Below are 22493 nucleotides of genomic sequence, written 5' to 3' on the forward strand. Positions count from 1 at the left end.
GATCAAGAGCACTCGAGCTTGCGCTCATTGTTGAGTGGGGCGGCTTCGCCGCGGGCAGCTGCGCTGCTTTGCTTTTGTGGGAGCGAGCTTGCTCGCGAAGGCGGTCTGACAGCCAATTCATTTCGAATCGCCAATTCACGCTGCCTTCCTACAGCTTTTTCAGAATCCTCCGATCTTGAGGCGCTGGCCGTCGAATGCTGTACTCCGGGTTCTGCTTTTCCGAGTCCTTGAGTCTGTCTGATGAAGAAACCACCGACATTAGCCGGCAGAACGGATCCTGTTTTCGACCTGTTGGCCCGCTCGCCACACAAGCAACGACTTGCGGATTATCTGGCGCTGCTCAAGCCGCTCGATGATCAGGGGCGCTATCTGCCATTCGAGGCGTTGCGCTTTCGCTGGGCGGTAGGGTTGGACGCGAACCTTTGTTGGGCGTTGGTGAAGAAGGCGCGGGCGGCCCAGTACATTCATTTGTTGCCGTTGGGCGAGCCGGTGCAGTGGGGCAAATTCGTGCCAACGCCGTTGGCGCAGAAAACCTTGGCTGTGGTGGATCGTTACGCCAGTACGGCCGCGCTGGATTACATGACCAGTCAGATCGACGAGCGGGCGCATTTCTCCTGTCTGCTCAATGACCTGATCGAAGACGAAGCCATCGCCAGTAGCCAGTTGGAGGGCGCGGCGACTACCACGCGCGTAGCCAAGGACATGCTCAAGCATCAGCGCCAGCCGCGGACGCCAGATGAGCGCATGGTCATGGGTAATTATCGAATGATGAATTTCGCTTGGGAAAAGCGTTATGAACCTCTGAGCATTGAACTGATTGCAGAGATCCATCGAGTGGGTGTGGAGGGGATCGATGACGAGCAGTATTCCCCCGGGTTGTTCCGGACCAATGATGAGGTGGTTGTTCAGGATGGTTCGGGCAACACCGTGCACCGACCACCTCCTGCTGCAGGATTGGTTGCGCGGTTGGCGAGGTTGTCCGCCTGGATCAACCGGCCCGCTGCCTCGATTCTGGACAAAAATTATCTGCATCCACTGATCAAGGCCGTGACGCTGCATTTCGCCATGGGTTATGAACATCCATTTCGCGACGGTAACGGGCGGGTCGCGAGAGCCTTGTTTTACTGGTTCATGTTCAAACGTGAGTTCGCGGCGTTTCGCTACATTGCGATCAGTCTGCTGCTGCGCAATGCACCGGTGAAATACGGACGCTCCTACCTGCACACCGAGGCAGATGAGCTGGATCTGACTTATTTCATCGAGTTTCAATGCGCGGTGATTTTGCGAGCCGTGGTCGGTTTTATAACTGTGTACCGCAAGAGTCTGGCAGACATTCAGGACTTTGAGCGCTGGCTGACGAGCTCTGGCGTAATTGCTCAACTGACGGAACGGCAGCGCGCGGTTTATCAAGTGGCTAAAAGCGGGGAGGCGAAGGAGTTTACGGCGAGCAATGTCGCGGAAAATTTTTCCTGCTCGGGTAGCGAGGCGGCGTCGATTCTGGAAGAGCTGGACCAATTGCAGCTTTTTGAGAGAAGGAAGATGGGGCGGGAGTGGGTGTTTTTTTTACGTAGTTCTTTACGTGGAGGCAAGCATGGGAGCAAATTGAATCGCCCCCATGTTGTAACGACTTAAAGCGTACCAAACACCTTCTTCGCCAGACTCGTCGCCGCAGCGGCCGGGTTCTGGCGGATGGTTTCTTCCTGCTTGCCGATCATCTCGAACAAACCATTGAGTGCCTGTTCGGTGACGTAGCTTTCAACGTTGGCGCTCTTCGCGTCCACCACGCCAAACGCAGCGGCCTGGCCCGCGAAGGCGTTGTACTTCTGCGCGACGCCGACCTTGTCGGTGGCTTGCTTGACGATTGGCAGGAATTTCGCGCGGATCTGTTCGCGGCTGGATTTGTTCAGGTATTGGGTTGCCGAATCGTTGCCGCCGCTGAGGATGCCTTTGGCGTCGGCCACGCTCATTTTCTTCACTGCATCGACGAGGATTGGCTGGGCCTGGGTCACGGCGGATTCGGCGGCTTTGTTCATCGCGGTTTCCAGTTCTTCGACCTGGGCGCCCATGCCGAAGGCTTTCATCTTGCTCGCGGCTTTGCCGAGTTTGCCTGGCAGTTCGATTTTCACTTCGGGATTGTTGCTGAAGCCACCCGGGGTGCCGAGTTGTTTCACGGCGATCTGTGCGCCTTGGGTCAGGGCGTCCTTGAGGCCGCCGGTGGCGTCTTGTTGCGACAGGTCGTTGAGCGACAGGGCCAGGGCATTGGCGGAGATCAGCAGGCCGGCGCAGGCGGCGGCGAAGCGAAGGGTAGGGCGGCGCATGGCGGCTTCCTTGTGGCTAAAAGTGGATTAACGAACGGCGTCGACGCGGATTTTCAGCGGCTGCGGGTCGTTGCCGTCGAGTTGCACGGCGTGGTTTTCGGTGGTGATGAACATCAGCTCGCCGTTGACTTCAATGCGCGCGCTGACCGAGTAACGGTGGCCGGATTTGACCTGCGCCGGATCGTAGCTCAAATGGAATGGCAGCGGCACCTGGCCTTTGATCGAGCCTTTCTGTTCGGCGAGGACGACGGCCGGCGCATCGGCCAGCGACACGTCCTGCAGGCTGACGCTCAGGGTCGCGCTCGGGGGCAGGGCGATGCGTTGCAGGTAGAAGACTTCGCCGTCGAGGCTGGCCTTGCCGGCGGGTGTGGTTGATTGGCAGGCGCTAAGCAGGGTGGCGGCGGCGAGGGTTAGCAGTTTTTTCATGGGTGAATCTCCTTTCAATGTGGGAGCGAGCCTGCTCGCGAAAGCGCTGGATCAGTCAAAATAAATGGCGACTGACATTCCGTCTTCGCGAGCAGGCTCGCTCCCACAGGTCTAAGGCTTTAAGCCTCAGGCTGTGGCGTGATCTGATCCGCAGCATCTTCACTGCGGTGCAGCGCGACCTGGCGGATCGACAGGCGAATCTCCGCAGGCAGCACGCGCTTGGCCGCGCCTTCGGCCAGCTCGCCGAGCAGTTCGTGGTAGCTGAGCTTGCCGGCTTCGTCGCGGCGCAGGACGTCGAGGTCGAGCAGGGTCTGGATGAAGTGGCGGAACAAACTCTTGTCGAAGAATTCCGGCGCGTTCAGGCCATGGAGGATCGACAGACGCTGGGCCATCACTGTGCAGAGGTCTTCCAGCTCTTCGGCGCTGATGCTGTTCTGGCCGCTGTTGAGCAGCAGGGACACGGTCATGTAGAAGCGCTGCAGGGTCTGCGCGATGCTTTTCGACAGCAGCGTCAGCAGCACGAAATGCCGCGAACTCGGCGCCGGGCGCAGGTACAGGTCTTTCTCGAAACGTAGCAGGCCCTGCTCGACGAAGGCTTCCAGCCACTGGTCGATCACCGCATCAAGTTCGTCCAGGCTCCAGCGGATGAACAGCTCCGATTGCAGGTACGGATACAGCGCGCGGGTGTAGCGCAGGATCTGCTCGCGGCTCATGCGCGAGGTGCTCTGGAAGAAACTCGCCAGCAACGACGGCAGAGCGAAAATGTGCAGGACGTTGTTGCGGTAGTAAGTCATCAGGACCGCGTTCTGCTCGTCCAGATACAGAATCTTGCCCAGCGCATCGTTCTGCTCGGCGAGCAGATCCATGTCTTTCACATGCTCGATCAGCGCCCGGCCATCGCCTTCCGGCAAGGTGGTGTGTGGCGAATACGGGACCTTGCGCAGCAGCGCCAGATACAGATCCAGCACCCGCGCCATGGCCCGATCGTCCAGCGCCAGGCGCGTGGTCGACAGCAGGGCCAGCGCTACCAGATTCACCGGATTGATCGCCGCCGCTTCGTTGAGGTGGCGGGCGACTTTCTCGCCGAGGCGGTTGGTGGTTTCGTTGAGCCACGCCGGTTTGAACTGCGGGCCGAGCTCCTGCTGGCGCCAGTCCGGTTGCTCGGCGTCGAGAAATTCGGCCAGTTTGATCGGCTCACCGAAGTTGACCGCGACCTGACCGAAGCGCTGCTTGAGCGCGCCGATCACTTTGAAAATATCGAAGATCGATTCTTTTTTCTTGCTCGCCCCGCGCAGTTCGCCGAGGTAGGTGCGGCCTTCGAGCACGCGCTCGTATCCGATGTACACCGGCACGAACACGATCGGCATCCGCGACGAACGCAGGAAACTGCGCAGGGTGATCGCGAGCATGCCGGTTTTCGGTTGCAGCATGCGCCCGGTGCGCGAGCGCCCGCCCTCGACGAAATACTCGACCGGGAAACCTTTGGTGAACAGCGTGTGCAGGTATTCGTTGAACACCGAGGTATACAGCGGATTGCCCTTGAAGGTGCGGCGCATGAAGAACGCACCGCCGCGACGCAGCAGGCTGCCGATCACCGGCATGTTCAGGTTGATCCCGGCAGCGATGTGCGGTGGGGTCAGGCCGTTGCGGAACAGCAGATAGGAAAGCAGCAGGTAATCGATGTGGCTGCGATGGCACGGCACGTAGATCACTTCGTGACCCTGCGCGACGTTCTGCACGCCCTCGATGTGGTTGACCTTGATGCCGTCGTAGATCTTGTTCCAGAACCAGCTCAGCACCACTTCGAGAAAACGGATCGCGGTGTAGGTGTAGTCCGAGGCGATCTCGTTGCCGTAGCGCAGGGCCTGGGCCTTGGCTTTTTCCGGCGAGATTTTTTCGCGCTCGGCTTCGTCGAGGATCGCCTGTTTGACCAACGGCTGATTGAGCAGGCCTTTGACCAGATTGCGCCGGTGAGAAATGTCCGGGCCGATTACCGCAGCTTTGAGGTTGCGGAAGTGCACGCGCAGGATGCGCTGGGCCATGCGCACGGTGCGCTCGTGGCCCTTGTTGTGATCGATCAGTTCGCGCAGGTGGATCGGCGCGGAGAACTGCACGCGGGTTTTACGCCCGAGGACGATGATGCTCAGCAGCCGGCGCAGACGGCCGGTGACTGCCCAGCTGTCGGCGAACAACAGTTTCCACGGACTGTTTTCGCTGTCCGGCGACTGGCCCCAGAACACGCTGACCGGAATGATCTGCGCGTCTTCGGCAGCGTTCTGTGTCAGTGCGCTGACCAGACGGGTGAGAGTCGGCGGCGCGCCGCGTTTGTCCTGGCGACCGAGCCAGTCCGGGTCCGGCGTCAAATAGAAAAACGCCGCCGGCTCGATCAGCGCACCCACCGACACCGCCAGCACCGGGCGTGGCAGACCAGCCTTGGTGCACTCGGTGTCAACCACCGCCAGATCGGTCAGCGAGGGGTTTTGCAGGACGTAAAACACCGGACGACTGCGGTCGAGGTTGAGGGTGAACGACGACTGATTGATGGTCTCGGAGCGAACCCAGAGATACAACAGGCGGCGCAGGGTGCCAAACACAAGACGGCGGAACGGGGAACGGGTCATACGGCTTCTGCGTGAGTGAATAAAACCGAGCAGCCGCTCGGGGCGGACAGTTTGCCGTATTAGGCGAAAATCGGCAAAAAAGCGCCGAAGTAATCTCCTGTTGAGAGTTTCCGCACCTGTCATATACTCGGCGCTCTGTTGCCGGTGCCCTGTCATGGACGTCGGACGCAGGCTGACGTTCCTCGAAGGCTTTCCTGCGAAAAGCCTGTTCAATAATAAAAAAGGAGTATGAACAGATGGCAACACGCGAAACCGGCAACGTGAAGTGGTTCAACGACGCCAAAGGCTATGGCTTTATCCAGCGCGACGACGGCGTGGACGTGTTCGTGCACTACCGCGCGATACGCGGCGAAGGGCACCGCTCGCTGACCGAAGGTCAGCAGGTTGAGTACGCGGTGATCACCGGCGAGAAGGGATTGCAGGCTGAGGATGTTGTAGGTCTGTAAAAGCAGCTGCAAGCCTCAAGCCTCAAGCTGCAAGCAGTTCAGCTTGAAGCTTGAAGCTTGTAGCTGCCGCTAAGCGGTCTTCCAGGTGATCTCTTCTTCTCCGTCTTCGCTGATGCGAATCCAGCGATCGGCGGTTTCTTCACCTTCTTCTTCGACCCACGTCCCCGGTGCGCAGCGCACCTCGACGTTCAGTGCCGCGAAGGCTGCGCGGGCGCAGGCGATGTCGTCGTCCCAGGGGGTCTGGTCGCTTTCCAGGAACAGGCTGTTCCACTTGCCCACGGCTTTCGGCAGCCAGGTCACCGGTACGTTGCCGGCCTTGCACTTGTACGTCTGGCCTTTCTGCACCCAGTCGCTGCACGGGCCCAGCGCTGCGCCGAGCCAGGCGGAAATGGCCTTGTGGTCGACGTCGGCGTCTTTCAGGTAAATCTCGATGTCCGGTTGGCGCATGGATGTCCTCACTGCGGGTCTGAAAAATCCATTCGCGGATTTAGCCGGCCCCGGGCCTTTGCCCGAGACCAAAAGTTATTGAAGAACGAAATAATCGTAGCGCATCGACACGGTGGTCTCGAACGGCTCGGCCTGTTCGATCACTGCCGCACGACGCTCGGCACTGGCACGCCAGCCGTGAGGCGTCATCGCCAACAGGTTGGCGCGGTCCTCGGGCTTGTCCAGGGTCAGCTTGAATTCCAGGGTTTCGCTGTGCGCCAGCGCCATGCCTTCCGGCACCAGGGCCAGGTGCTTGTCGTCGGTGTACTCGCGCACTTCGTCGTACAGGCGTTCGCGCAATTCCATCAGATGGCCACGGGTCGGGCCGACTTTCATCAGCCCGCCGCCGACGCTGAGCAGACGCTTGGCTTCCTCCCAATCCAGCGGACTGAAGACGCTGGCGAGAAACTGGCAACTGCCTGAAGCCAATGGCACGCGGGCCATGCTGGCGATCAACCAAGTGATCGCCGGGTTGCGTTTGCAGGCGCGTTTGACCGCTTCGCGGGAGATGTCCAGCGCGTAGCCATCAGCGTTCGGCAAAGCTTCGGCGATTTGCGCGGTGTAGTAACCCTCGCCACAACCGATGTCGACCCAGCGCTCCGGCGCGTAACTCGCCGCCAATTCAGCCAGACGCTTGGCCACCGGCGCGTAATGCCCGGCGTTGAGGAAATCACGCCGCGCCTCGACCATCGCTTGATTGTCGCCCGGGTCGCGGCTGTTCTTGTGCTGCACCGGCAACAGGTTCAGATAACCCTGACGCGCACGGTCAAACCGATGCCCGGCGGGGCAGACCACGCCGTTCTCTACCGCATTGAGCGGCTCACTGCAGATCGGGCACGCGAGCATCAGGCGAGCAACTTGATCAGGGTCTGGTAATAGATTTCGGTCAGCACATCGAGATCCGCCGCCAGCACGCGCTCGTTGACCTGGTGGATGGTCGCGTTGACCGGGCCCAGTTCAACCACTTGCGTGCCCATGGTCGCGATGAAGCGGCCATCGGAGGTGCCGCCGCTGGTCGACGCCTTGGTCTCGCGACCGGTGATGTCCTTGATGCTCGACGACACCGCATCAAGCAGCGCGCCCGGTTCGGTGAGGAATGGCAGGCCGGACAGCGCCCAGTCGATGTGCCAGTCCAGACCATGCTTGTCGAGGATGTCGGCAACGCGTTTCTGCAGGCCTTCGACGGTCGATTCGGTGGAGAAACGGAAGTTGAACACCGCCACCAGATCACCGGGAATCACGTTGGTCGCGCCAGTGCCGGAATTGAGGTTGGAAATCTGGAAACTGGTCGGCGGGAAGAAATCGTTGCCGTGGTCCCAGTGCTCGGCGGCCAGCTCTGCCAGCGCCGGAGCGGCGAGGTGGATCGGGTTCTTCGCCAGATGCGGGTAGGCCACGTGACCCTGCACGCCTTTGACCGTGAGCTTGGCGCCGAGGGAGCCGCGACGGCCGTTTTTCACCACATCGCCGACCAGCGTGGTGCTCGACGGTTCGCCAACGATGCACCAGTCCAGGCGCTCGTTGCGCGCGACCAGACGTTCGACCACAGCCTTGGTACCGTGATGCGCCGGGCCTTCTTCATCGCTGGTGATCAGGAACGCGACCTTGCCTTTGTGGTTCGGGTAATCGGCGACAAAGCGTTCAGCGGCGACGGTCATCGACGCCAGGCTGCCTTTCATGTCTGCCGCGCCACGGCCGCAGAGCATGCCATGTTCGTCGATCACGGCATTGAACGGATCGATCTGCCATGCGGTAACCGGACCGGTCGGCACCACGTCGGTGTGACCGGCGAAGCACAGCACCGGGCCGTCGTTGTTGCCGTGAGTGGCCCAGAAGTTATCCACATCTTCGATGCGCATCGGCTCCAGGGTGAAACCGGCATCGCCCAGGCGCTGCATCATCTGCTTCTGGCAGTCGGCATCGACCGGGGTTACGGAGGGACGGCGGATCAGGTCGATGGCCAGTTGAAGGGTCGGCGATAGGTCGGCGTGGGCCGTCATGGAAAACTCCGGGATCATGGGGTGTGAGCTTGGGCTTCTAATGTGGGAGCGAGCCTGCTCGCGAAAGCGGTCTACCAGGCACCTTAAAGGTTGAATGTTACAACGCCTTCGCGAGCAGGCTCGCTCCCACAAGGGATAGGGGTGGTCAGTCAGACCGGTTATCACGCCAAGCCCCGCAAAATGGCGGTTATCTTAAAGCAAAACGGCGACCATTGGCCGCCGTTTAGTGCTGCGTTGCGGATTTAGACGACCGGTGCCGGCTCAGCCTTGGCCACAGGTTTGGGCAGCGACGACAGGAACGCCATGATCAGCGCCGCCAGATACGGCAGCGACTGCACCAGCAGCATGGTTACCCAGAAGCGCATGTCATTGCTCGGAATGCCCTGCACGAGGAAGATCCCCAGCGCCGCGCCCCACAGCAACAGCATGATGAACAGCTCCTCGCGAGCCTCGCTGATCGCCACCCAGAAACCGTGGTTGTCAGCGTTTTTCGGTGTGCGGAAGAACGGAATGCTGCTGGTGAAGAAACCGTACAGCACCGCTTTGGCGATGGTGTGCGACAACGCCAGCCCGGCCAGCGCCGCGCAGAACGCATCTTTCAGATTCACACCGACGGCGCGGCGATAAAGGAAGATGATCTTGCCGACCTTGAACACGAACAGCGCCAGTGGCGGGATTGCGAAAATCAGCAGCGGCGGATCGACCCGTTGCGGCACGATGATCATCGCCGCCGACCACAACAGCGCGCCAACGGTGAAGAAGATGTTCATGCCATCGGCGACCCACGGCAGCCAACCGGCGAGGAAGTGATAACGCTGACCGCGAGTCAGTTCGGTGTCCTTGCCGCGCAGCAGGCTGCGGGTGTGGCGCTTGATGATCTGGATCGCGCCATAGGCCCAGCGGAAACGCTGTTTCTTGAAGTCGATGAAGGTATCCGGCATCAGGCCCTTGCCGTAGCTGTCGTGGTAATACGCCGCCGACAGGCCCTTCTCGAACACGCGCAGGCCGAGTTCGGCGTCTTCACAGATGCACCAGTCAGCCCAGCCCAATTCTTCCAGCACGGAACGGCGGGTCATGGTCATGGTGCCGTGCTGAATGATCGCGTCACGGTCGTTGCGAGTGACCATGCCGATATGGAAGAAGCCCTTGTATTCGGCGTAGCAGAGCTTCTTGAAGGTGCTTTCGTTCTGGTCGCGATAATCCTGCGGCGACTGCACTACGGCGATTTTTGGGTCGGCGAAGTGCGGCACCATGTGCTTGAGCCAGTTCGGGTGCACGCAGTAATCGGAGTCGATCACCGCAATGACCTCGGCATCCTTGGCGGTGTGCGGAATCAGGTAATTCAGCGCGCCGCCCTTGAAACCGGCCAGCGGCGAAACGTGGAAGAACTTGAAGCGCGGGCCGAGGGTTGCGCAGTAATCGCGCACCGGTTCCCACACCGCCGGGTCCTTGGTGTTGTTGTCGATGATCAGGACTTCGAAGTCGGGATAATCGAGTGCGGCCAGTGCGTCGAGGGTCTGTTTGACCATCTCTGGCGGCTCGTTGTAGCACGGCACATGGATCGACACTTTCGGCCGGTAATCAGAATCGCCCAGCACCGGCAGGAATTCCCGACGCCGCTTGTGAATCCACACCGCTTCGGCCAGTTCATGGGCCTCGGTGAGCAGGACGATGAATACCCCGAGCGCACCGAGCGCCAAGAGGAATCCGACCGTGAGGCTGAACCACGTGCTGTATTGCTGGCTGTAGTCGTAACCGATGTACACCAGCACCGAACCGCAGAGGAACGCGATAAACGTCAGGAACGTGCGACCGCGCTGGCGCAGGGCTGAGCCGTCGATCATCAGCAGGGTCAGCGACAGGAGCGCTAGCACCACCGAGCCGATGGCCAGCACGCGCCATTGCGGAATCGCCACCACCGGGCCTTCGAAATTGAATTTCTGCTGGCGCGCGGCGTTGAACACGCCCCAGTAGGCGCCGACCGAACCTTCATCGCTGGCCTTCCACGGCTGATCGAACGCTTCGATCACGAAGTAGTTGAAGCCTTGGCGATTGAGCTTGTTGACCAGTGTGCGCAGATAAATTGCCTGATCTGCCGGCGAGGCATCGGCGCCACCGCGCATGCGACCGTTGCTCGGCCAGCCGACCTCGGAGAGCAGCAGCGGTTTTTTCGGAAACAGTTTTTTCAGATCGCGGGCGCGGTCGAAGACGAACTGGCCGGCCTTGTCCACCGGAATGAATTCCCAGTAGGGCAGGACGTGGGCGGCGATCAGGTCAACGTGCTTGGCCAGTTGCGGGTATTTCTCCCAGATGTGCCATTGCTCGGAGGTGGTCACCGGTACTTTGACCGCAGCGCGCACCCGATCCAGCAGAACGATCAGCGCTTCCGGGGTGATTTCCTCGCGAAACAGCGCCTCGTTGCCGACCACCACGCGCACGACGCTGCGCGAGGTGTTGGCCAGTTCGATGGCTTTGGTAATTTCCCGTTCGTTGCGTTCCTGGTCCGGGCTGATCCAGATGCCGAGGGTGACGCGCAGGCCGAATTCTTCAGCCAGTTTCGGGATGTCTCCCAGCGAGCCGTCGACCGAATAGATACGAATGTTGTCGGTCAGCTTGCTCATGATTTCCAGGTCACGGCGCATTTCGTCGTCAGACGGATACTGATCCTTCTGTGGGAATTGCCCCTGCTGGAATGGCGAATACGAGAAGCCGGAGATTTGCTGCGGCCAGTTCGGCGCCGTGACCGGGCGATTGACCAGCGCCCAGAAACCGGTGAACAAGGCAGCGATGGCCAGCACCACCACCAGGTTGAGTCCAAATTTACGCGATGACATATCTGTTTCGGGTTCCAAAGGCTGTGGAACGAAGGATCGGTCGGATAGACGCCCGAGGGGCGCGCATCCTACACCGGCGGTTAACCAGCCGTACAACTGACGGGAAAATGCCTGACATTGGGCAGCCGCCTCTGACTTAAGTTCTTACACTTGTCGCTTGCAGCTTAAAACTTGTCGCTGCGTAGCCCTATAATGCGCGCCGGTTTTTGGGGTAATGGTCATGAGTACAGAAGATCCGCGGTTTGCAGGCATCGCCCGTTTGTATGGCATCGAAGGCCTGGAACGCTTGCGCGCCGCCCATGTGGCGATCGTCGGCGTCGGTGGCGTCGGCTCCTGGGCGGCGGAAGCCATGGCCCGGTGCGGGGTCGGCGAGATCTCGCTGTTCGACCTCGACGACGTCTGCGTCAGCAATGCCAACCGCCAGCTGCATGCGCTGGACAGCACTGTCGGCAAACCCAAGGTCGAGGTGATGGCCGAGCGTCTGCGCGGGATCAATCCCGATTGCACGGTGCACGCCGTGGCCGATTTCGTTACCCGCGACACCATGGCCGAGTACATCACGCCGAACATCGACTGCGTGATCGACTGCATCGATGCGGTCAATGCCAAAGCGGCGCTGATCGCTTGGTGCAAACGTCGCAAGATCCAGATCATTACCACCGGCGGCGCGGGCGGTCAGATTGACCCGACGCTGATTCAGGTTTGCGACTTGAACCGCACCTTCAACGATCCGCTTGCCTCGAAAGTCCGTTCGACCTTGCGTCGTGACTACGGCTTCTCCCGCACCGTGACCCGCCACTACAGCGTGCCGTGCGTATTTTCCACCGAACAGCTGCGCTACCCGAAACCGGATGGCAGCATTTGTCTGCAGAAAAGTTTTGTCGGCGACGGCGTGAAGCTCGACTGCGCTGGCGGGTTTGGCGCGGTGATGATGGTTACCGCGACATTTGGCATGGTCGCGGCGACCAAGGCTGTGGACAAGATTGTCGCTGGTGTACGGCGCCCGGCAGACCGGGTCAAACCTCAGATTTGATGCTGCGGCTTTGATCGTTCCCACGCTCCGCGTGGTAATGCAGCCCGGGACGCTCCGCGTCCCATCCAGAGCCGAACGCGGAGCGTCCGTTGAGGCATTCCCACGCAGAGCGTGGGAACGATCAGTCAGCGAGCTAACTCATTCATCCGCTGGAGCACGGCATTCAAACCATTACTGCGCGAAGGCGACAACTGCCGCGACAACCCCAGCTGATTGAACCACTCCGGCAGATCCACCTGCTGCAACTCCACCGCCGACAAGCCGTTGACCCGCAACAGCAGCAACGCCACCAACCCGCGAATCATCCGCGCATCGCTGCTTGCCTTGAACTGCCAGTGCCCGTCGCGCAAATCTCCGACCAGCCACACCTGACTCTCACAGCCATGCACCCGGTTGGCCTCGCACTTTTGCGCGTCATCCAGCGCCGGCAGACGATCACCAAACTGCATCAGTAACCGCGCCCGCTGTTCCCAGCCCGCCGCAGTCTGAAACGTCTTCAGCGCTTCGGCCGCTTCCACCGGCAGGCTCATCGCAACATCTCCAGAGCCTGATCCAAAGCCTCGAAAAAGCGCTCCAGATCTTCCGAGTCGTTATACAGCGCCAGCGACACGCGAATCGCGCCGGCCAGTTCGAAGCTCTTCATCAATGGCATGGCGCAGTGATGTCCGGCGCGCACGGCAATGCCTTGTTCGGTCAGCAAGTGCGCAAGATCGGCGTTGTGCACGCCTTCGACGACAAAACTGGCCAGCGCCAATTGCGGCTTGCCGAGCAGGCGAATGCCATTGCGGGCGGCGAGGCCGCGCAGCAGATAGTCGTGCAGTGCCGCTTCATGGGCAGATACGGCGTCCTGATCCAAACCGGCCAAGTAGTCGAGGGTCGCTCCGAGGCCGATGACACTCGCGATCGGCGGTGTGCCTGCCTCGAACCCCAACGGCGCCGGGTGGAAGCGCGAATCCTGATAGTTGGCGTCGAGCACCATCTCGCCGCCGAACTGCCAATGCTGCAATTGCTCCATCGCAGCGTTGCGCCCGAACAGCACGCCGAGGCCATCGGGGCCGTAGAGTTTGTGGCTGGAAAATACATAGAAGTCGCAACCCAGCGCCTGTACATCATGCCGACCGTGCACCACACCTTGCGCACCATCGACCACGGTCAGCGCGTTCTGCGCCTTGGCCATGCCCAGCAAAGCGGTCAGTGGCTGCCAGGCGCCGAGCACATTGGACAACTGGCTGACCGCCAACAAACGCGTGCGCGGGCCGATCAGGTGTACGGCAGCGCCGAGGTCGATCAGGCCGTCGGCATCCAGCGGCAGGATCACCAGTTTCAGATTGCGACGTTGCGCCAGTTGCTGCCACGGCAGCAGGTTGGCGTGATGCTCCAGAGCGCTGATGACAATCTCATCGCCCGGCTGAAACAGAGGCTCCAGACCATAAGCCAGCAGATTCAGCGCGCTGGTGGCGCCGTGGGTGAAGATGATTTGCCCGCTGTCACCGGCATTCAGCCATTGGCCAACCTTGCGCCGACTGTCTTCGAACGCTTGCGTCGCGTGGGCACCGGGCAGGTGTTGCGCACGATGCACATTGGCCGCGCCGTTGGCGTAGTAATGCGTCAGTGCGCCGAGCAGGGCTTGTGGTTTTTGCGTGGTGGCGGCGCTGTCCAGATAGGTCTGGTCTTGCCGTTGCAGCGCGGCGATAGCCGGGAAATCGGCACGCCAGGGGGAGGGGATCATCATGAGTTCAGCCCTGTGAAATTGGGCGGGGTGTACGCCAAACCTTGTGGGATCGAGCCTGCACGCGAAAGCGTCCTTGAGGACGCCAAAAGCTTCGCGAGCAGACTCGCTCCCACAGGCCTACAGCGCTTAGTTGTGAGCGTGCAGCGCTTCGTTCAGTTCGATCGCCGATTTGTGGGTCTTGCATTCCACAGCACCGGTTTCCGAATTGCGACGGAACAGCAGATCAGTCTGACCAGCCAGCTCACGCGCCTTCACAACCTTGACCAGATTGTTGTGCTCGTCCAGCAGCGCAACCTTGGTACCGGCGGTCACGTACAGGCCCGATTCCACAGTGTTGCGGTCGCCCAGCGGAATACCGATACCGGCGTTGGCGCCGATCAGGCAGCCTTCGCCGACCTTGATCACGATGTTGCCGCCGCCCGACAGCGTGCCCATGGTCGAGCAACCGCCGCCCAGGTCCGAACCCTTGCCGACGAAGACGCCAGCGGAAACGCGGCCTTCGATCATGCCCGGGCCTTCGGTGCCGGCGTTGAAGTTGATGAAACCTTCATGCATGACAGTGGTGCCTTCGCCGACATAGGCGCCCAGACGCAGACGTGCAGCATCAGCGATACGCACGCCGGCCGGTACCACGTAGTCGGTCATCTTCGGGAACTTGTCCACGGAGAACACTTCCAGCAGTTCGCCGCGCAGACGCGCTTCGAGTTGCATTTCCGCCAGTTCGCTCAAATCGATCGCGCCCTGGCTGGTCCACGCCACGTTCGGCAGCAGCGGGAAGATACCGGCCAGGCTCACGCCGTGCGGCTTGACCAGACGGTGCGAGAGCAGATGCAGTTTGAGGTAGGCCTCAGGCGTGGAGGTCAGTTGCGCGTCTTCAGCCAGCAGCGTGGCGACCAGCGGCTTGTGGCTTTCGGCCAGGCGGGTCAGCAGCTTGCCTTGCACGGCGTCGATGCCTTTCACGGCTTCAGCCAGTTGCGCGGCCTGGGCGGTGGTAAAGGTGATGGCCTGGTTGCCTTCGCTGTAACCGAGGATCGGCGCAACAGCCGCGACCAGTTCGGCCGAAGGATTGAGCAGTGGCTGTGCGTAGAACACTTCCAGCCATGCGCCTTGACGGTTCTGGGTGCCGACACCAAAGGCAATGCTGAACAGGGAATTGGACATGTGAATACCTCTACAAAGAGTGACGGGCTGCTTACTTCAGAGCGGCCGCGTAGATATCTGGCTTGAAGCCAATCAGGGTTCGGTCACCGAGATCGAGCACCGGGCGCTTGATCATCGAGGGTTGTGCGAGCATCAGTTCGATGGCTTTCGCTTGGTCGAGATCGGCTTTGCGTTCGTCGTCGAGTTTGCGAAAGGTCGTGCCGGCGCGGTTCAACACGGTTTGCCAGCCGTGCTCGTCGCACCATTGGGTCAGGTGCTCACGGTCAATGCCGGCGGTCTTGTAATCGTGAAAGTCGTAGCTGACAGCGTGTTCATCGAGCCAGGTGCGCGCCTTTTTCATGGTGTCGCAGGCTTTGATGCCGAAAAGGTGCAACGTTTTACTTGAAACGGCCAAGGAATCGCCCCCTTTACAGGTGCTGGAAAAAAATGGTGACGGATTATGCCATGACCGGACGGTTTCGCGGTGCCTCAGGTCGATTTGGCAATGCAAAACCCCTGTAGGAGCTGACGAGTGAAACGAGGCTGCGATCTTTTGATCTTGAAGATCGAAAGATCGCGGCGTGCCGCAGCTCCTACAAAAGCGAGGGCTGCGACATAGGTGCAACGGTCAGCCACAGCCTAAGGCGCTAATATGGCAGTTCAACGCTGTCGATCGCCTGAGATTCTGGTTTTATGCAAACTGCTTACACCGTCCTCATCCTGCTGATGCTGGTCAGCGTCTCGCGCCTGGTCGGGCGGGTCATCCCGCTGCCGTTGCCGCTGGTGCAAATTGCTGCCGGTGCCTTGCTCGCCTGGCCGACCCTGGGGCTACACGTCGCCCTCGATCCCGAACTATTCCTGTTTCTGTTCCTGCCGCCGCTGCTGTTTTCCGATGGCTGGCGCATGCCCAAACGCGCCTTCTGGCAATTGCGCGGACCGATCCTGACCCTGGCCGTCGGCCTTGTTCTGTTCACCGTAGTTGGTGCCGGTTATTTCATTCATTGGCTGTTGCCGACGATTCCGCTGCCGGTAGCCTTCGCCCTTGCAGCGGTTTTGTCACCGACCGACGCCGTCGCAGTCTCAGCGATTTCGCAGAACCGACTCCCGACGCCGCTGATGCACATCCTCCAGGGCGAGGCGCTGATGAATGACGCCTCAGGCCTGGTGACCTTCAAATTCGCCCTCGCTGCAGCGGTCACGGGGGTGTTTTCGCTGACCAATGCCAGTCTGACCTTCGTCGCCGTGGCGCTCGGTGGCCTGGCGGTCGGAGTGGCGTTGAGCTGGTTGGTCGGACGCCTGCGCGCGTGGATGATCGCCCGGGGCTGGGACGATCCGGCCACTCACGTGGTGTTCATGTTGCTGCTGCCGTTCGCTGCTTATGTACTGGCCGAACGTTTGGGCGCTTCAGGGATTCTCTCGGCGGTGGCAGCGGGGATGATGCAGAGCTGGCTCGACCTGTTGCCACGCCAGACCAGCACGCGATTGCTTAACCGCAGCGTTTGGGCGCTACTCGAATTTGCGTTCAATGGCTTGATCTTCCTGCTGCTTGGCCTGCAATTGCCAGACATCATCAAGGCGGTGGTCAGCCATGAGCCGACGCTGTGGCCGACGCTGTTCTATCGCTGCCTCGATGTGTTGGCGATCTTCGTCGCGCTGGTGCTGCTGCGGTTCATCTGGGTGCAGAGCATCTGGCGCTTGTCGGTGTTGCTGCGCCGACTGCGCGGCAAGGGTGAGCTGACGCAAGTGCCAACGGCGCGTTCATGCTGGTTGCTGACGGTGGGCGGTGTGCGCGGGGCGGTGACGCTGGCGGGCGTGATGTCGGTGCCGATGCTGATCGGCGCCGAGGCTTTTCCTGAACGCGACTTGCTGATCTTCATTGCTGCCGGGGTGATTCTGCTGTCGCTGGTCTCGGCCTGTATCGCGCTGCCGTTGCTGCTGCGCGGCATCGACAAAAGTCCCGACGACAAGCGTCGTCAGGAAGTGCGCGACGCCTGGCGCAAGACAGCCGAAGCAGCGATTCACTCGCTGGAAAGCGAAGAAGTGGTCCCACAGGATGCCGCTCAAGCAGCGCTGGCGGCTGAGCTCAAGGCGCGGATCATGTCCGAATATCGCCATCAACTTGATGTGTTCAATGATTCCGCCGAAGCCCAAGCGCTGGCATTCCAGATGGATCTGCTTGAACGGCGTTTGCGCTTGAAAGCACTGCGCGCGCAACGTCTGGAACTCTACAGCCTCAGTCGTCAGCACCAGATCGGTGATGACGTGTTGCGAGAAGTGCTCGGGGAACTGGATTTGAGCGAGGCCAATCTGGGCCAGGTCAAGTCGTAGCACGAGATGATTCCTGATGGCGATTCAAGGGGATTCGCAAGAGCCGCCGTCAGGAATTTCGATCGGATAAAAATGTGCGCAGATGCGTTTGTCCTGCCAACTTATTTTCGTGTTCATCGGTATCTCAAACTTCCCATCGGTTAGTTCCTTCTCGACAGGATAATGCATGATTGAAGTCGGATCGTATGGGGTGACGGTGATCGCCTCGTCTATCGGTGTAAAAATGTTCAGGTCCACGCTTTGCTTATCCATTCCCCATTTTTCCGCATATTCCTGATAGACCTTCGGTCTATTCCAGGGAATGTTAGCATCAGGGTGCAGATGCTCATGATGAAAACCGAGCGCATGACCGAACTCGTGTATTACTACCGTGCGAAAATCCGCATCTCCCGGTCGCGCGTATATGAACATCGTGGGTTTTCCTGCCGCGACTGTTAGTGCGTCGGTGCCAATTTGCGAAGCGTTTTGAGTAGTGTCGGTTGTAATTCGGATTACGCCGTCTTTACTATCGATGAAGCTAAAGGTGAGGCTGACATAGTCCGCCCATTCCCATATATGGCTCTTTATCGCTTCTTTCAGCGAGGCGGGTGGGTTGTCCATAAACGAAATGGTCAGATGGCGGCTCGGGTGCCAACACTTTGCATTGAGTGCCATGGTCCGGGAGGTCAGGCCTGAGTTGTTGGTGTACGAAATATTTTTCGAGTTTTCATTGATGGCCGCTCGAAAGCTGGCAACTGGATCTTCTATTTCAAGATTCAGACAGGGTCTGGTTTTGTACATGGTCAATTCCTTTGAGGTTTTTATCCAGGGTTGACTGCAAGTTAGTGGTTAAAAACTTGTAGTTTGTAAGTTGGTTATTGCGGGAGGTAGGTTATTAGTTAGTGTATTGAGGAGTAAAGGAGGGGGTTGTAAGGTAGCGTTTCTTTTTTTTAGTCCGCATCAGGTGGCCTGATGCGGACTCTTGAAAGTTACTGTTGGCGAGTTACGAATGCGCGTATTCTTTCGGCGGCCTCGACACATTCAGCCAACGGCGCAACCAGCGCCATGCGCACGCGGCCCGCCCCCGGATTGACGCCATCGACATCGCGAGACAGGTACGAGCCCGGCACCACGGTCACATGCTCCTGCTCGAACAGATCACGGCAGAACGCCGCATCATCGCCCTGCACGTTCGGCCACAGATAGAAGCTGCCGTCCGGGCGCTGTACGTCCATGACCGGGCTGAGAATGTTCAGCACCGCATCGAACTTCTCGCGATACAGCGCACGGTTGGCGCGCACATGCACTTCGTCATTCCACGCGGCAACGCTGGCCAGTTGAGTCTGTACCGGCATCGCGCAGCCGTGGTAAGTGCGATAGAGCAGGAAACCCTTGAGGATGTCGGCATCGCCGGCAACGAAGCCTGAACGCAGGCCCGGCAGGTTGGAGCGCTTGGACAGACTGTGGAAGACCACGCAGCGCTTGAAGTCATTGCGGCCCAGTTCGACGCAGGCGCTGAGCAGGCCCGGCGGCGGAGTCTGTTCGTCGAAGTACAGTTCGCTGTAGCACTCGTCGGCGGCAATCACGAAGTCGTACTGATCAGCCAGGGCGATCAGCTTCTTCAGGGTCTCGACCGGAATCAGCGCGCCGGTCGGGTTGCCCGGCGAGCACAGGAACAGAATCTGGCAGCGCTGCCAGATCTCGGGCGCTACTGCGTCGAAGTCCGGGTTGAAGCCGTTTTCATCCAGGCATGGCAGGTAATGCGGCTTGGCCCCGGCGAGAAACGCCGCGCCTTCGTAGATCTGATAGAACGGGTTCGGGCTGACCACCAGCGCATCGTCGCCACGGTTGACCACGGTCTGGGTGAAGGCGAACAGCGCTTCACGGGTGCCGTTGACCGGTAGCACATTGCGCGCCGGATCGATCCAGCCGTTCGGCACGCCAAAACGACGCTCGCACCAGCCGGCGATGGCTTCGCGCAGGGCCGGGATACCGAGGGTGGTCGGGTACACCGCCATCTGATCCAGACTGTTCGCCAGCGCTTCGGCGACAAAGCTCGGCGAACGGTGTTTCGGCTCGCCGATCGACAGGGCGATCGGGCGTTTGTCCGGGTTCGGCGTGACGCTGCCGAGCAGGGCGCGGAGCTTTTCGAACGGGTACGGCTGGAGCTGGTTCAGAGCGTTGTTCATGGGGGCCTCTTTTAAATGCTCAAGAGCTTTCTGTGGCGAGGGGATTTATCCCCGTTGGGCTGCGCAGCGGCCGCAAAACCATTCACTGCGGTTCAACTGAATGTCCGCATACACAGGTTTTACGACTGCTTCGCAGCCGAACGGGGATAAATCCCCTCGCCACAGGGGATTGTATGTACCGGAGGAAAGCATGGGCTGCATTCACAGGGATAAACGGGTGATTCAGATACTGATCCGCGAAAGTTTGATATCCGGTTCCTGATTGACGCTCAGCTGTTCGACGATCGCATCCTGCAGACGGCTGCACAGCAGCGGATCAGACAGCGGCTGGTTGTGCGCGTCGGTGATGAAGAACACGTCTTCCACGCGCTCGCCCAGGGTCGCAATCTTGGCGTTCTGCAGCGACAGATCGAACTCGAGGAAAATCCCCCCGACCCGCGCCAGCAGGCCCGGCCGGTCGGGCGCGGTCAGCTCAAGCACGGTCACTGGACGCTGGGCGTCGTTGTGGATCGTTACTTGCGGGGCGAAGGCGAAGTGTTTGAGCTGGCGCGGCACACGGCGCTGGATGATCGTTGGGTAGTCGTCCGGGTTGCGCAGCGCTTCGGTCAGGCCTTCGCGGATCTGCTTGATCCGCGCCGGGTTGTCGCCGATCGATTCGCCTTCGTTGTCGAGCACGATGTAGGTGTCGAGGGTGAACTGGCTGCTCGAGGTGATGACCCGGGCGTCGTGAATGTTCAGGTTGAGCTGGTCCATCGCTGCCACGGTCACGGCGAAGAAGTCGTGCTGGTCCGGTGCATAAATGAAGATCTGCGTGCCGCCTTCAAACTCGCGCTGGGTGGTTTCCTTGATCAGCACCAGCGGCCCGCCATCCACCGGTTGCTGCAGGATCGCATCGCTGTGCCAGGCCACGTCGCCGGCGGTGTGGCGCAGGAAATAGTCATCGCCCAATTGCGCCCACAGCTGCTCGACGTCGTCCGGATCGGTGCCGCCGCGCACCAGAATGTCCAGCGCGGCGCTTTGCGTCTGACGGATCTGTTCTTCGCGATCCACCGGGTTTTCCAGACCCCGGCGCAGGGCGCGCTTGGTCTCGGTATAGAGCTGGCGCAGCAGGCTGGCGCGCCATGAGTTCCACAGCGTCGGGTTGGTCGCATTGATGTCGGCCACGGTCAGCACGTAGAGGTAGTCGAGGCGGGTTTCGTCGCCGACCGCCTGGGCGAAATCGTGGATCACCTGCGGGTCCGACAGATCCTTGCGCTGCGCAGTGGTGGACATCACCAAATGGTTCTGCACCAGCCAGACGATCAGGCGGCTGTCCCACACCGGCAACTGGTGGCGCTGGCAGAACGCTTCGGCATCGACCGCGCCGATCTCCGAGTGATCGCCATGCCGGCCCTTGCCGATATCGTGATACAGACCGGCCATGTAGATCAGCTCAGGTTTGGGCAGCTTGGCCATGAGCTTGGCGGCCAGCGGAAATTTCTCCGAAACCTGGGTGTACTGCAGTTTGCGCAGGTGTTTGATCAGATTCAGCGTGTGCGCATCGACCGTATAGATGTGGAACAGGTCGTGCTGCATCTGCCCGACGATAAAACCGAACTCCGGCAGATAGCGCCCGAGAATGCCGTAACGGTTCATCCGCCGCAGATTGCGATGGATACCGATCTTGCACTTGAACAGCTCGATGAACAGGCTGGTGTTGCGGATGTCGTTGCGGAAGTTGTCATCGATCAGATGACGATGTTCGCGCAGCAGGCGAATGGTGTCGGCGCGCACGCCTTTGATTTCCGGCTGTTGGGCCATCAGCACGAAAATTTCCAGCATGGCGAACGGCGTGCGGCGGAACACGTTGTCATTGCGCGCTTCGATGTAGCCGTCATGCAGCTGGAAGCGGGCGTTGATCGGCTGCGGGGGCGATTCGTCTTCCGGGGCGAGGATGACTTCTTCGAAGTGCTGAATGATCAAATCGCTGAGCTGGGCAATGCTCATCACCGTGCGGAAGTATTGCTGCATGAAAGCTTCGACCGCCTGTTTGGCATCATCACCTTCAAAACCGAGCAGGCCGGCGATGGTGCGCTGGTGATCGAACAGTAAGCGGTCTTCGGAGCGGCCGGCTAGCATGTGCAGGGCGTAGCGAACTTTCCAGAGAAATTCCTGGGAGGAGGCGAGCAGGGCGTTTTCGCTTTCTACCAGAAACCCTTCGCCGGCGAGGGCGCGCAGGTTCAGGGTGCCGTACTGACGCCGCGCCACCCAAAGGATGGTTTGAATATCGCGCAGGCCGCCGGGCGAACCTTTGACGTTCGGTTCGAGGTTGTACTCGGTGTCGTTGTATTTGTGGTGACGTGCTTTCTGTTCCGCACGCTTGGCCAGGAAGAACTCCTTGGCCGGCCACATGTGCGCGGTGCTGGTCACTTCGAGCATGCGCTGACGCAGACGCTCGGGGCCGCAGATGGTGCGGCTTTCCATCAGGTTGGTGACCACAGTCAGGTCGGCGCGGGCCTCTTCTGCGCATTCGTCGACCGAGCGCACGCTCTGGCCGACTTCCAGGCCTATGTCCCACAACAACGTCAGAAAACGCTCGATGGAGTCGCGGAAAACTTCGTGGTCGGCACTGTCGAGCAGGATCAGCAGATCGATATCGGAGTATGGATGCAGTTCGCCGCGACCGTAGCCGCCCACCGCCACCAGAGCGATGTCGGCGTCTTCGCTCCAGTTGAACTGCTCCCAGGCCTTTTGCAGGATGTTGTCGACAAACCAGGCGCGGTCCTCGATCAGCCGGCGGATGTCGCGGCCATTGCGAAAACGCGTGTCGAGGACCTCGCGAGCCTGGCGGATCGCCTTCTTGAACGCCGCGATGGGACTCGCTTTGAGGGCCAGTTCAGCCTGGAACTGGCCGCGGTCGAAGAGTTCGGGATCCACCTGCGGCATCGATTGGCTTTCCTTCTATAGGCTGGGAGCGTTCTGGGT

General features: G+C 60.2%; 18 protein-coding genes. 4 read left to right on the top strand and 14 right to left on the bottom strand.

The window, feature by feature from the left end; genetic code table 11:
* The first annotated feature begins 240 nt into the window (after window positions 1–240).
* Window positions 241–1632: a Fic family protein gene (locus tag AC0IXA_RS25625; RefSeq protein WP_471814730.1), complete on the top strand. Its 1392-nt coding sequence runs from the start codon at window positions 241–243 to the stop codon at window positions 1630–1632.
* Here the strand turns inward: AC0IXA_RS25625 and AC0IXA_RS25630 are convergent.
* The 3 genes from AC0IXA_RS25630 to plsB all read right to left on the bottom strand — a co-directional run bounded on the left by AC0IXA_RS25630 (window position 1629) and on the right by plsB (window position 5365).
* The gene (locus tag AC0IXA_RS25630) at window positions 1629–2318 is read right to left on the bottom strand and encodes a DUF4197 domain-containing protein (RefSeq protein ID WP_016771492.1); all 690 of its coding nucleotides are present in this window, start codon (window positions 2316–2318) and stop codon (window positions 1629–1631) included. The two genes, AC0IXA_RS25625 and AC0IXA_RS25630, sit on opposite strands and share 4 nt — an antisense overlap.
* 27 nt (window positions 2319–2345) lie before the next feature.
* On the bottom strand, window positions 2346–2744 hold the full coding sequence (locus tag AC0IXA_RS25635) for a YbaY family lipoprotein (protein ID WP_471814731.1): 399 nt from the start codon (window positions 2742–2744) through the stop codon (window positions 2346–2348).
* A gap of 119 nt (window positions 2745–2863) precedes the next feature.
* Window positions 2864–5365 (bottom strand): glycerol-3-phosphate 1-O-acyltransferase PlsB, encoded by a 2502-nt coding sequence (gene plsB / locus AC0IXA_RS25640; RefSeq protein WP_471814732.1) that lies wholly within the window; start codon window positions 5363–5365, stop codon window positions 2864–2866.
* A gap of 236 nt (window positions 5366–5601) precedes the next feature.
* Here plsB and AC0IXA_RS25645 point away from each other — a divergent pair, with 236 nt between their 5' ends.
* On the top strand, window positions 5602–5811 hold the full coding sequence (locus tag AC0IXA_RS25645; protein ID WP_016771489.1) for a cold-shock protein: 210 nt from the start codon (window positions 5602–5604) through the stop codon (window positions 5809–5811).
* Between the two features lie 69 nt (window positions 5812–5880).
* Here the strand turns inward: AC0IXA_RS25645 and AC0IXA_RS25650 are convergent, their stop codons facing one another.
* The 4 genes from AC0IXA_RS25650 to AC0IXA_RS25665 form a co-directional block, all read right to left on the bottom strand.
* On the bottom strand, window positions 5881–6258 hold the full coding sequence (locus AC0IXA_RS25650; RefSeq protein WP_471814733.1) for a hypothetical protein: 378 nt from the start codon (window positions 6256–6258) through the stop codon (window positions 5881–5883).
* A gap of 75 nt (window positions 6259–6333) precedes the next feature.
* The gene (locus tag AC0IXA_RS25655) at window positions 6334–7143 is read right to left on the bottom strand and encodes a putative RNA methyltransferase (RefSeq protein WP_471814734.1); all 810 of its coding nucleotides are present in this window, start codon (window positions 7141–7143) and stop codon (window positions 6334–6336) included.
* On the bottom strand, window positions 7143–8294 hold the full coding sequence (gene dapE, locus AC0IXA_RS25660) for a succinyl-diaminopimelate desuccinylase (protein WP_016771486.1): 1152 nt from the start codon (window positions 8292–8294) through the stop codon (window positions 7143–7145). The genes AC0IXA_RS25655 and dapE overlap by 1 nt, the downstream gene beginning before the upstream one ends.
* Window positions 8295–8536: 242 nt before the next feature.
* Window positions 8537–11128 (bottom strand): glycosyltransferase, encoded by a 2592-nt coding sequence (locus tag AC0IXA_RS25665; RefSeq protein ID WP_056783195.1) that lies wholly within the window; start codon window positions 11126–11128, stop codon window positions 8537–8539.
* A gap of 214 nt (window positions 11129–11342) precedes the next feature.
* Here AC0IXA_RS25665 and tcdA point away from each other — a divergent pair, with 214 nt between their 5' ends.
* Window positions 11343–12161, top strand: a complete 819-nt coding sequence (tcdA, locus tag AC0IXA_RS25670) for a tRNA cyclic N6-threonylcarbamoyladenosine(37) synthase TcdA (RefSeq protein ID WP_102900544.1) — start codon at window positions 11343–11345, stop codon at window positions 12159–12161.
* 125 nt (window positions 12162–12286) lie between these two features.
* Here the strand turns inward: tcdA and AC0IXA_RS25675 are convergent, their stop codons facing one another.
* The 4 genes from AC0IXA_RS25675 to AC0IXA_RS25690 all read right to left on the bottom strand — a co-directional run bounded on the left by AC0IXA_RS25675 (window position 12287) and on the right by AC0IXA_RS25690 (window position 15448).
* A complete protein-coding gene (locus tag AC0IXA_RS25675) occupies window positions 12287–12691 on the bottom strand; it encodes a SufE family protein (RefSeq protein WP_471814735.1) in 405 nt (134 codons plus the stop codon).
* Window positions 12688–13893, bottom strand: coding sequence for an aminotransferase class V-fold PLP-dependent enzyme (locus AC0IXA_RS25680; protein ID WP_471814736.1), 1206 nt, complete (start codon window positions 13891–13893; stop codon window positions 12688–12690). The genes AC0IXA_RS25675 and AC0IXA_RS25680 overlap by 4 nt, the downstream gene beginning before the upstream one ends.
* 126 nt (window positions 13894–14019) lie before the next feature.
* The gene (gene dapD / locus AC0IXA_RS25685) at window positions 14020–15054 is read right to left on the bottom strand and encodes a 2,3,4,5-tetrahydropyridine-2,6-dicarboxylate N-succinyltransferase (RefSeq protein ID WP_073476070.1); all 1035 of its coding nucleotides are present in this window, start codon (window positions 15052–15054) and stop codon (window positions 14020–14022) included.
* Window positions 15055–15085: 31 nt separating this feature from the next.
* Entirely contained in the window at window positions 15086–15448 is a 363-nt protein-coding gene (locus AC0IXA_RS25690; protein ID WP_038860603.1) for an ArsC family reductase, read from the bottom strand.
* A gap of 278 nt (window positions 15449–15726) precedes the next feature.
* Here AC0IXA_RS25690 and AC0IXA_RS25695 point away from each other — a divergent pair, with 278 nt between their 5' ends.
* Window positions 15727–17361, top strand: a complete 1635-nt coding sequence (locus AC0IXA_RS25695; RefSeq protein WP_125925187.1) for a Na+/H+ antiporter — start codon at window positions 15727–15729, stop codon at window positions 17359–17361.
* 24 nt (window positions 17362–17385) lie between these two features.
* Here the strand turns inward: AC0IXA_RS25695 and AC0IXA_RS25700 are convergent, their stop codons facing one another.
* From AC0IXA_RS25700 to AC0IXA_RS25710, 3 genes are all read right to left on the bottom strand, one after another.
* Complete coding sequence (locus AC0IXA_RS25700; protein ID WP_341638565.1) at window positions 17386–18141, bottom strand: M12 family metallopeptidase; 756 nt, start codon at window positions 18139–18141, stop codon at window positions 17386–17388.
* Window positions 18142–18329: 188 nt separating this feature from the next.
* Window positions 18330–19529 carry a succinyldiaminopimelate transaminase gene (gene dapC, locus AC0IXA_RS25705; RefSeq protein ID WP_125925188.1) on the bottom strand — a complete coding sequence of 400 codons (1200 nt, stop codon included), beginning with the start codon at window positions 19527–19529 and terminating at the stop codon, window positions 18330–18332.
* Window positions 19530–19751: 222 nt separating this feature from the next.
* Entirely contained in the window at window positions 19752–22454 is a 2703-nt protein-coding gene (locus AC0IXA_RS25710; protein ID WP_133334981.1) for a [protein-PII] uridylyltransferase, read from the bottom strand.
* Window positions 22455–22493 lie beyond the last annotated feature (39 nt).

It is taken from the genome of Pseudomonas sp. AC083 (genome assembly GCF_979253165.1).

Excerpts from the sequence above, each read along its gene's own strand:
- plsB (WP_471814732.1), bottom strand. The coding sequence starts at position 5,365 with ATGACCCGTTCCCCGTTCCGCCGTCTTGTGTTTGGCACCCTGCGCCGC.
- AC0IXA_RS25680 (WP_471814736.1), bottom strand. The coding sequence starts at position 13,893 with ATGATGATCCCCTCCCCCTGGCGTGCCGATTTCCCGGCTATCGCCGCG.
- AC0IXA_RS25695 (WP_125925187.1), top strand. The coding sequence starts at position 15,727 with ATGCAAACTGCTTACACCGTCCTCATCCTGCTGATGCTGGTCAGCGTC.
- tcdA (WP_102900544.1), top strand. The coding sequence starts at position 11,343 with ATGGTCATGAGTACAGAAGATCCGCGGTTTGCAGGCATCGCCCGTTTG.
- AC0IXA_RS25630 (WP_016771492.1), bottom strand. The coding sequence starts at position 2,318 with ATGCGCCGCCCTACCCTTCGCTTCGCCGCCGCCTGCGCCGGCCTGCTG.
- AC0IXA_RS25650 (WP_471814733.1), bottom strand. The coding sequence starts at position 6,258 with ATGCGCCAACCGGACATCGAGATTTACCTGAAAGACGCCGACGTCGAC.
- AC0IXA_RS25700 (WP_341638565.1), bottom strand. The coding sequence starts at position 18,141 with ATGTACAAAACCAGACCCTGTCTGAATCTTGAAATAGAAGATCCAGTT.
- dapC (WP_125925188.1), bottom strand. The coding sequence starts at position 19,529 with ATGAACAACGCTCTGAACCAGCTCCAGCCGTACCCGTTCGAAAAGCTC.
- dapD (WP_073476070.1), bottom strand. The coding sequence starts at position 15,054 with ATGTCCAATTCCCTGTTCAGCATTGCCTTTGGTGTCGGCACCCAGAAC.
- AC0IXA_RS25675 (WP_471814735.1), bottom strand. The coding sequence starts at position 12,691 with ATGAGCCTGCCGGTGGAAGCGGCCGAAGCGCTGAAGACGTTTCAGACT.
- dapE (WP_016771486.1), bottom strand. The coding sequence starts at position 8,294 with ATGACGGCCCACGCCGACCTATCGCCGACCCTTCAACTGGCCATCGAC.
- AC0IXA_RS25655 (WP_471814734.1), bottom strand. The coding sequence starts at position 7,143 with ATGCTCGCGTGCCCGATCTGCAGTGAGCCGCTCAATGCGGTAGAGAAC.
- AC0IXA_RS25625 (WP_471814730.1), top strand. The coding sequence starts at position 241 with ATGAAGAAACCACCGACATTAGCCGGCAGAACGGATCCTGTTTTCGAC.
- AC0IXA_RS25645 (WP_016771489.1), top strand. The coding sequence starts at position 5,602 with ATGGCAACACGCGAAACCGGCAACGTGAAGTGGTTCAACGACGCCAAA.
- AC0IXA_RS25635 (WP_471814731.1), bottom strand. The coding sequence starts at position 2,744 with ATGAAAAAACTGCTAACCCTCGCCGCCGCCACCCTGCTTAGCGCCTGC.
- AC0IXA_RS25665 (WP_056783195.1), bottom strand. The coding sequence starts at position 11,128 with ATGTCATCGCGTAAATTTGGACTCAACCTGGTGGTGGTGCTGGCCATC.
- AC0IXA_RS25710 (WP_133334981.1), bottom strand. The coding sequence starts at position 22,454 with ATGCCGCAGGTGGATCCCGAACTCTTCGACCGCGGCCAGTTCCAGGCT.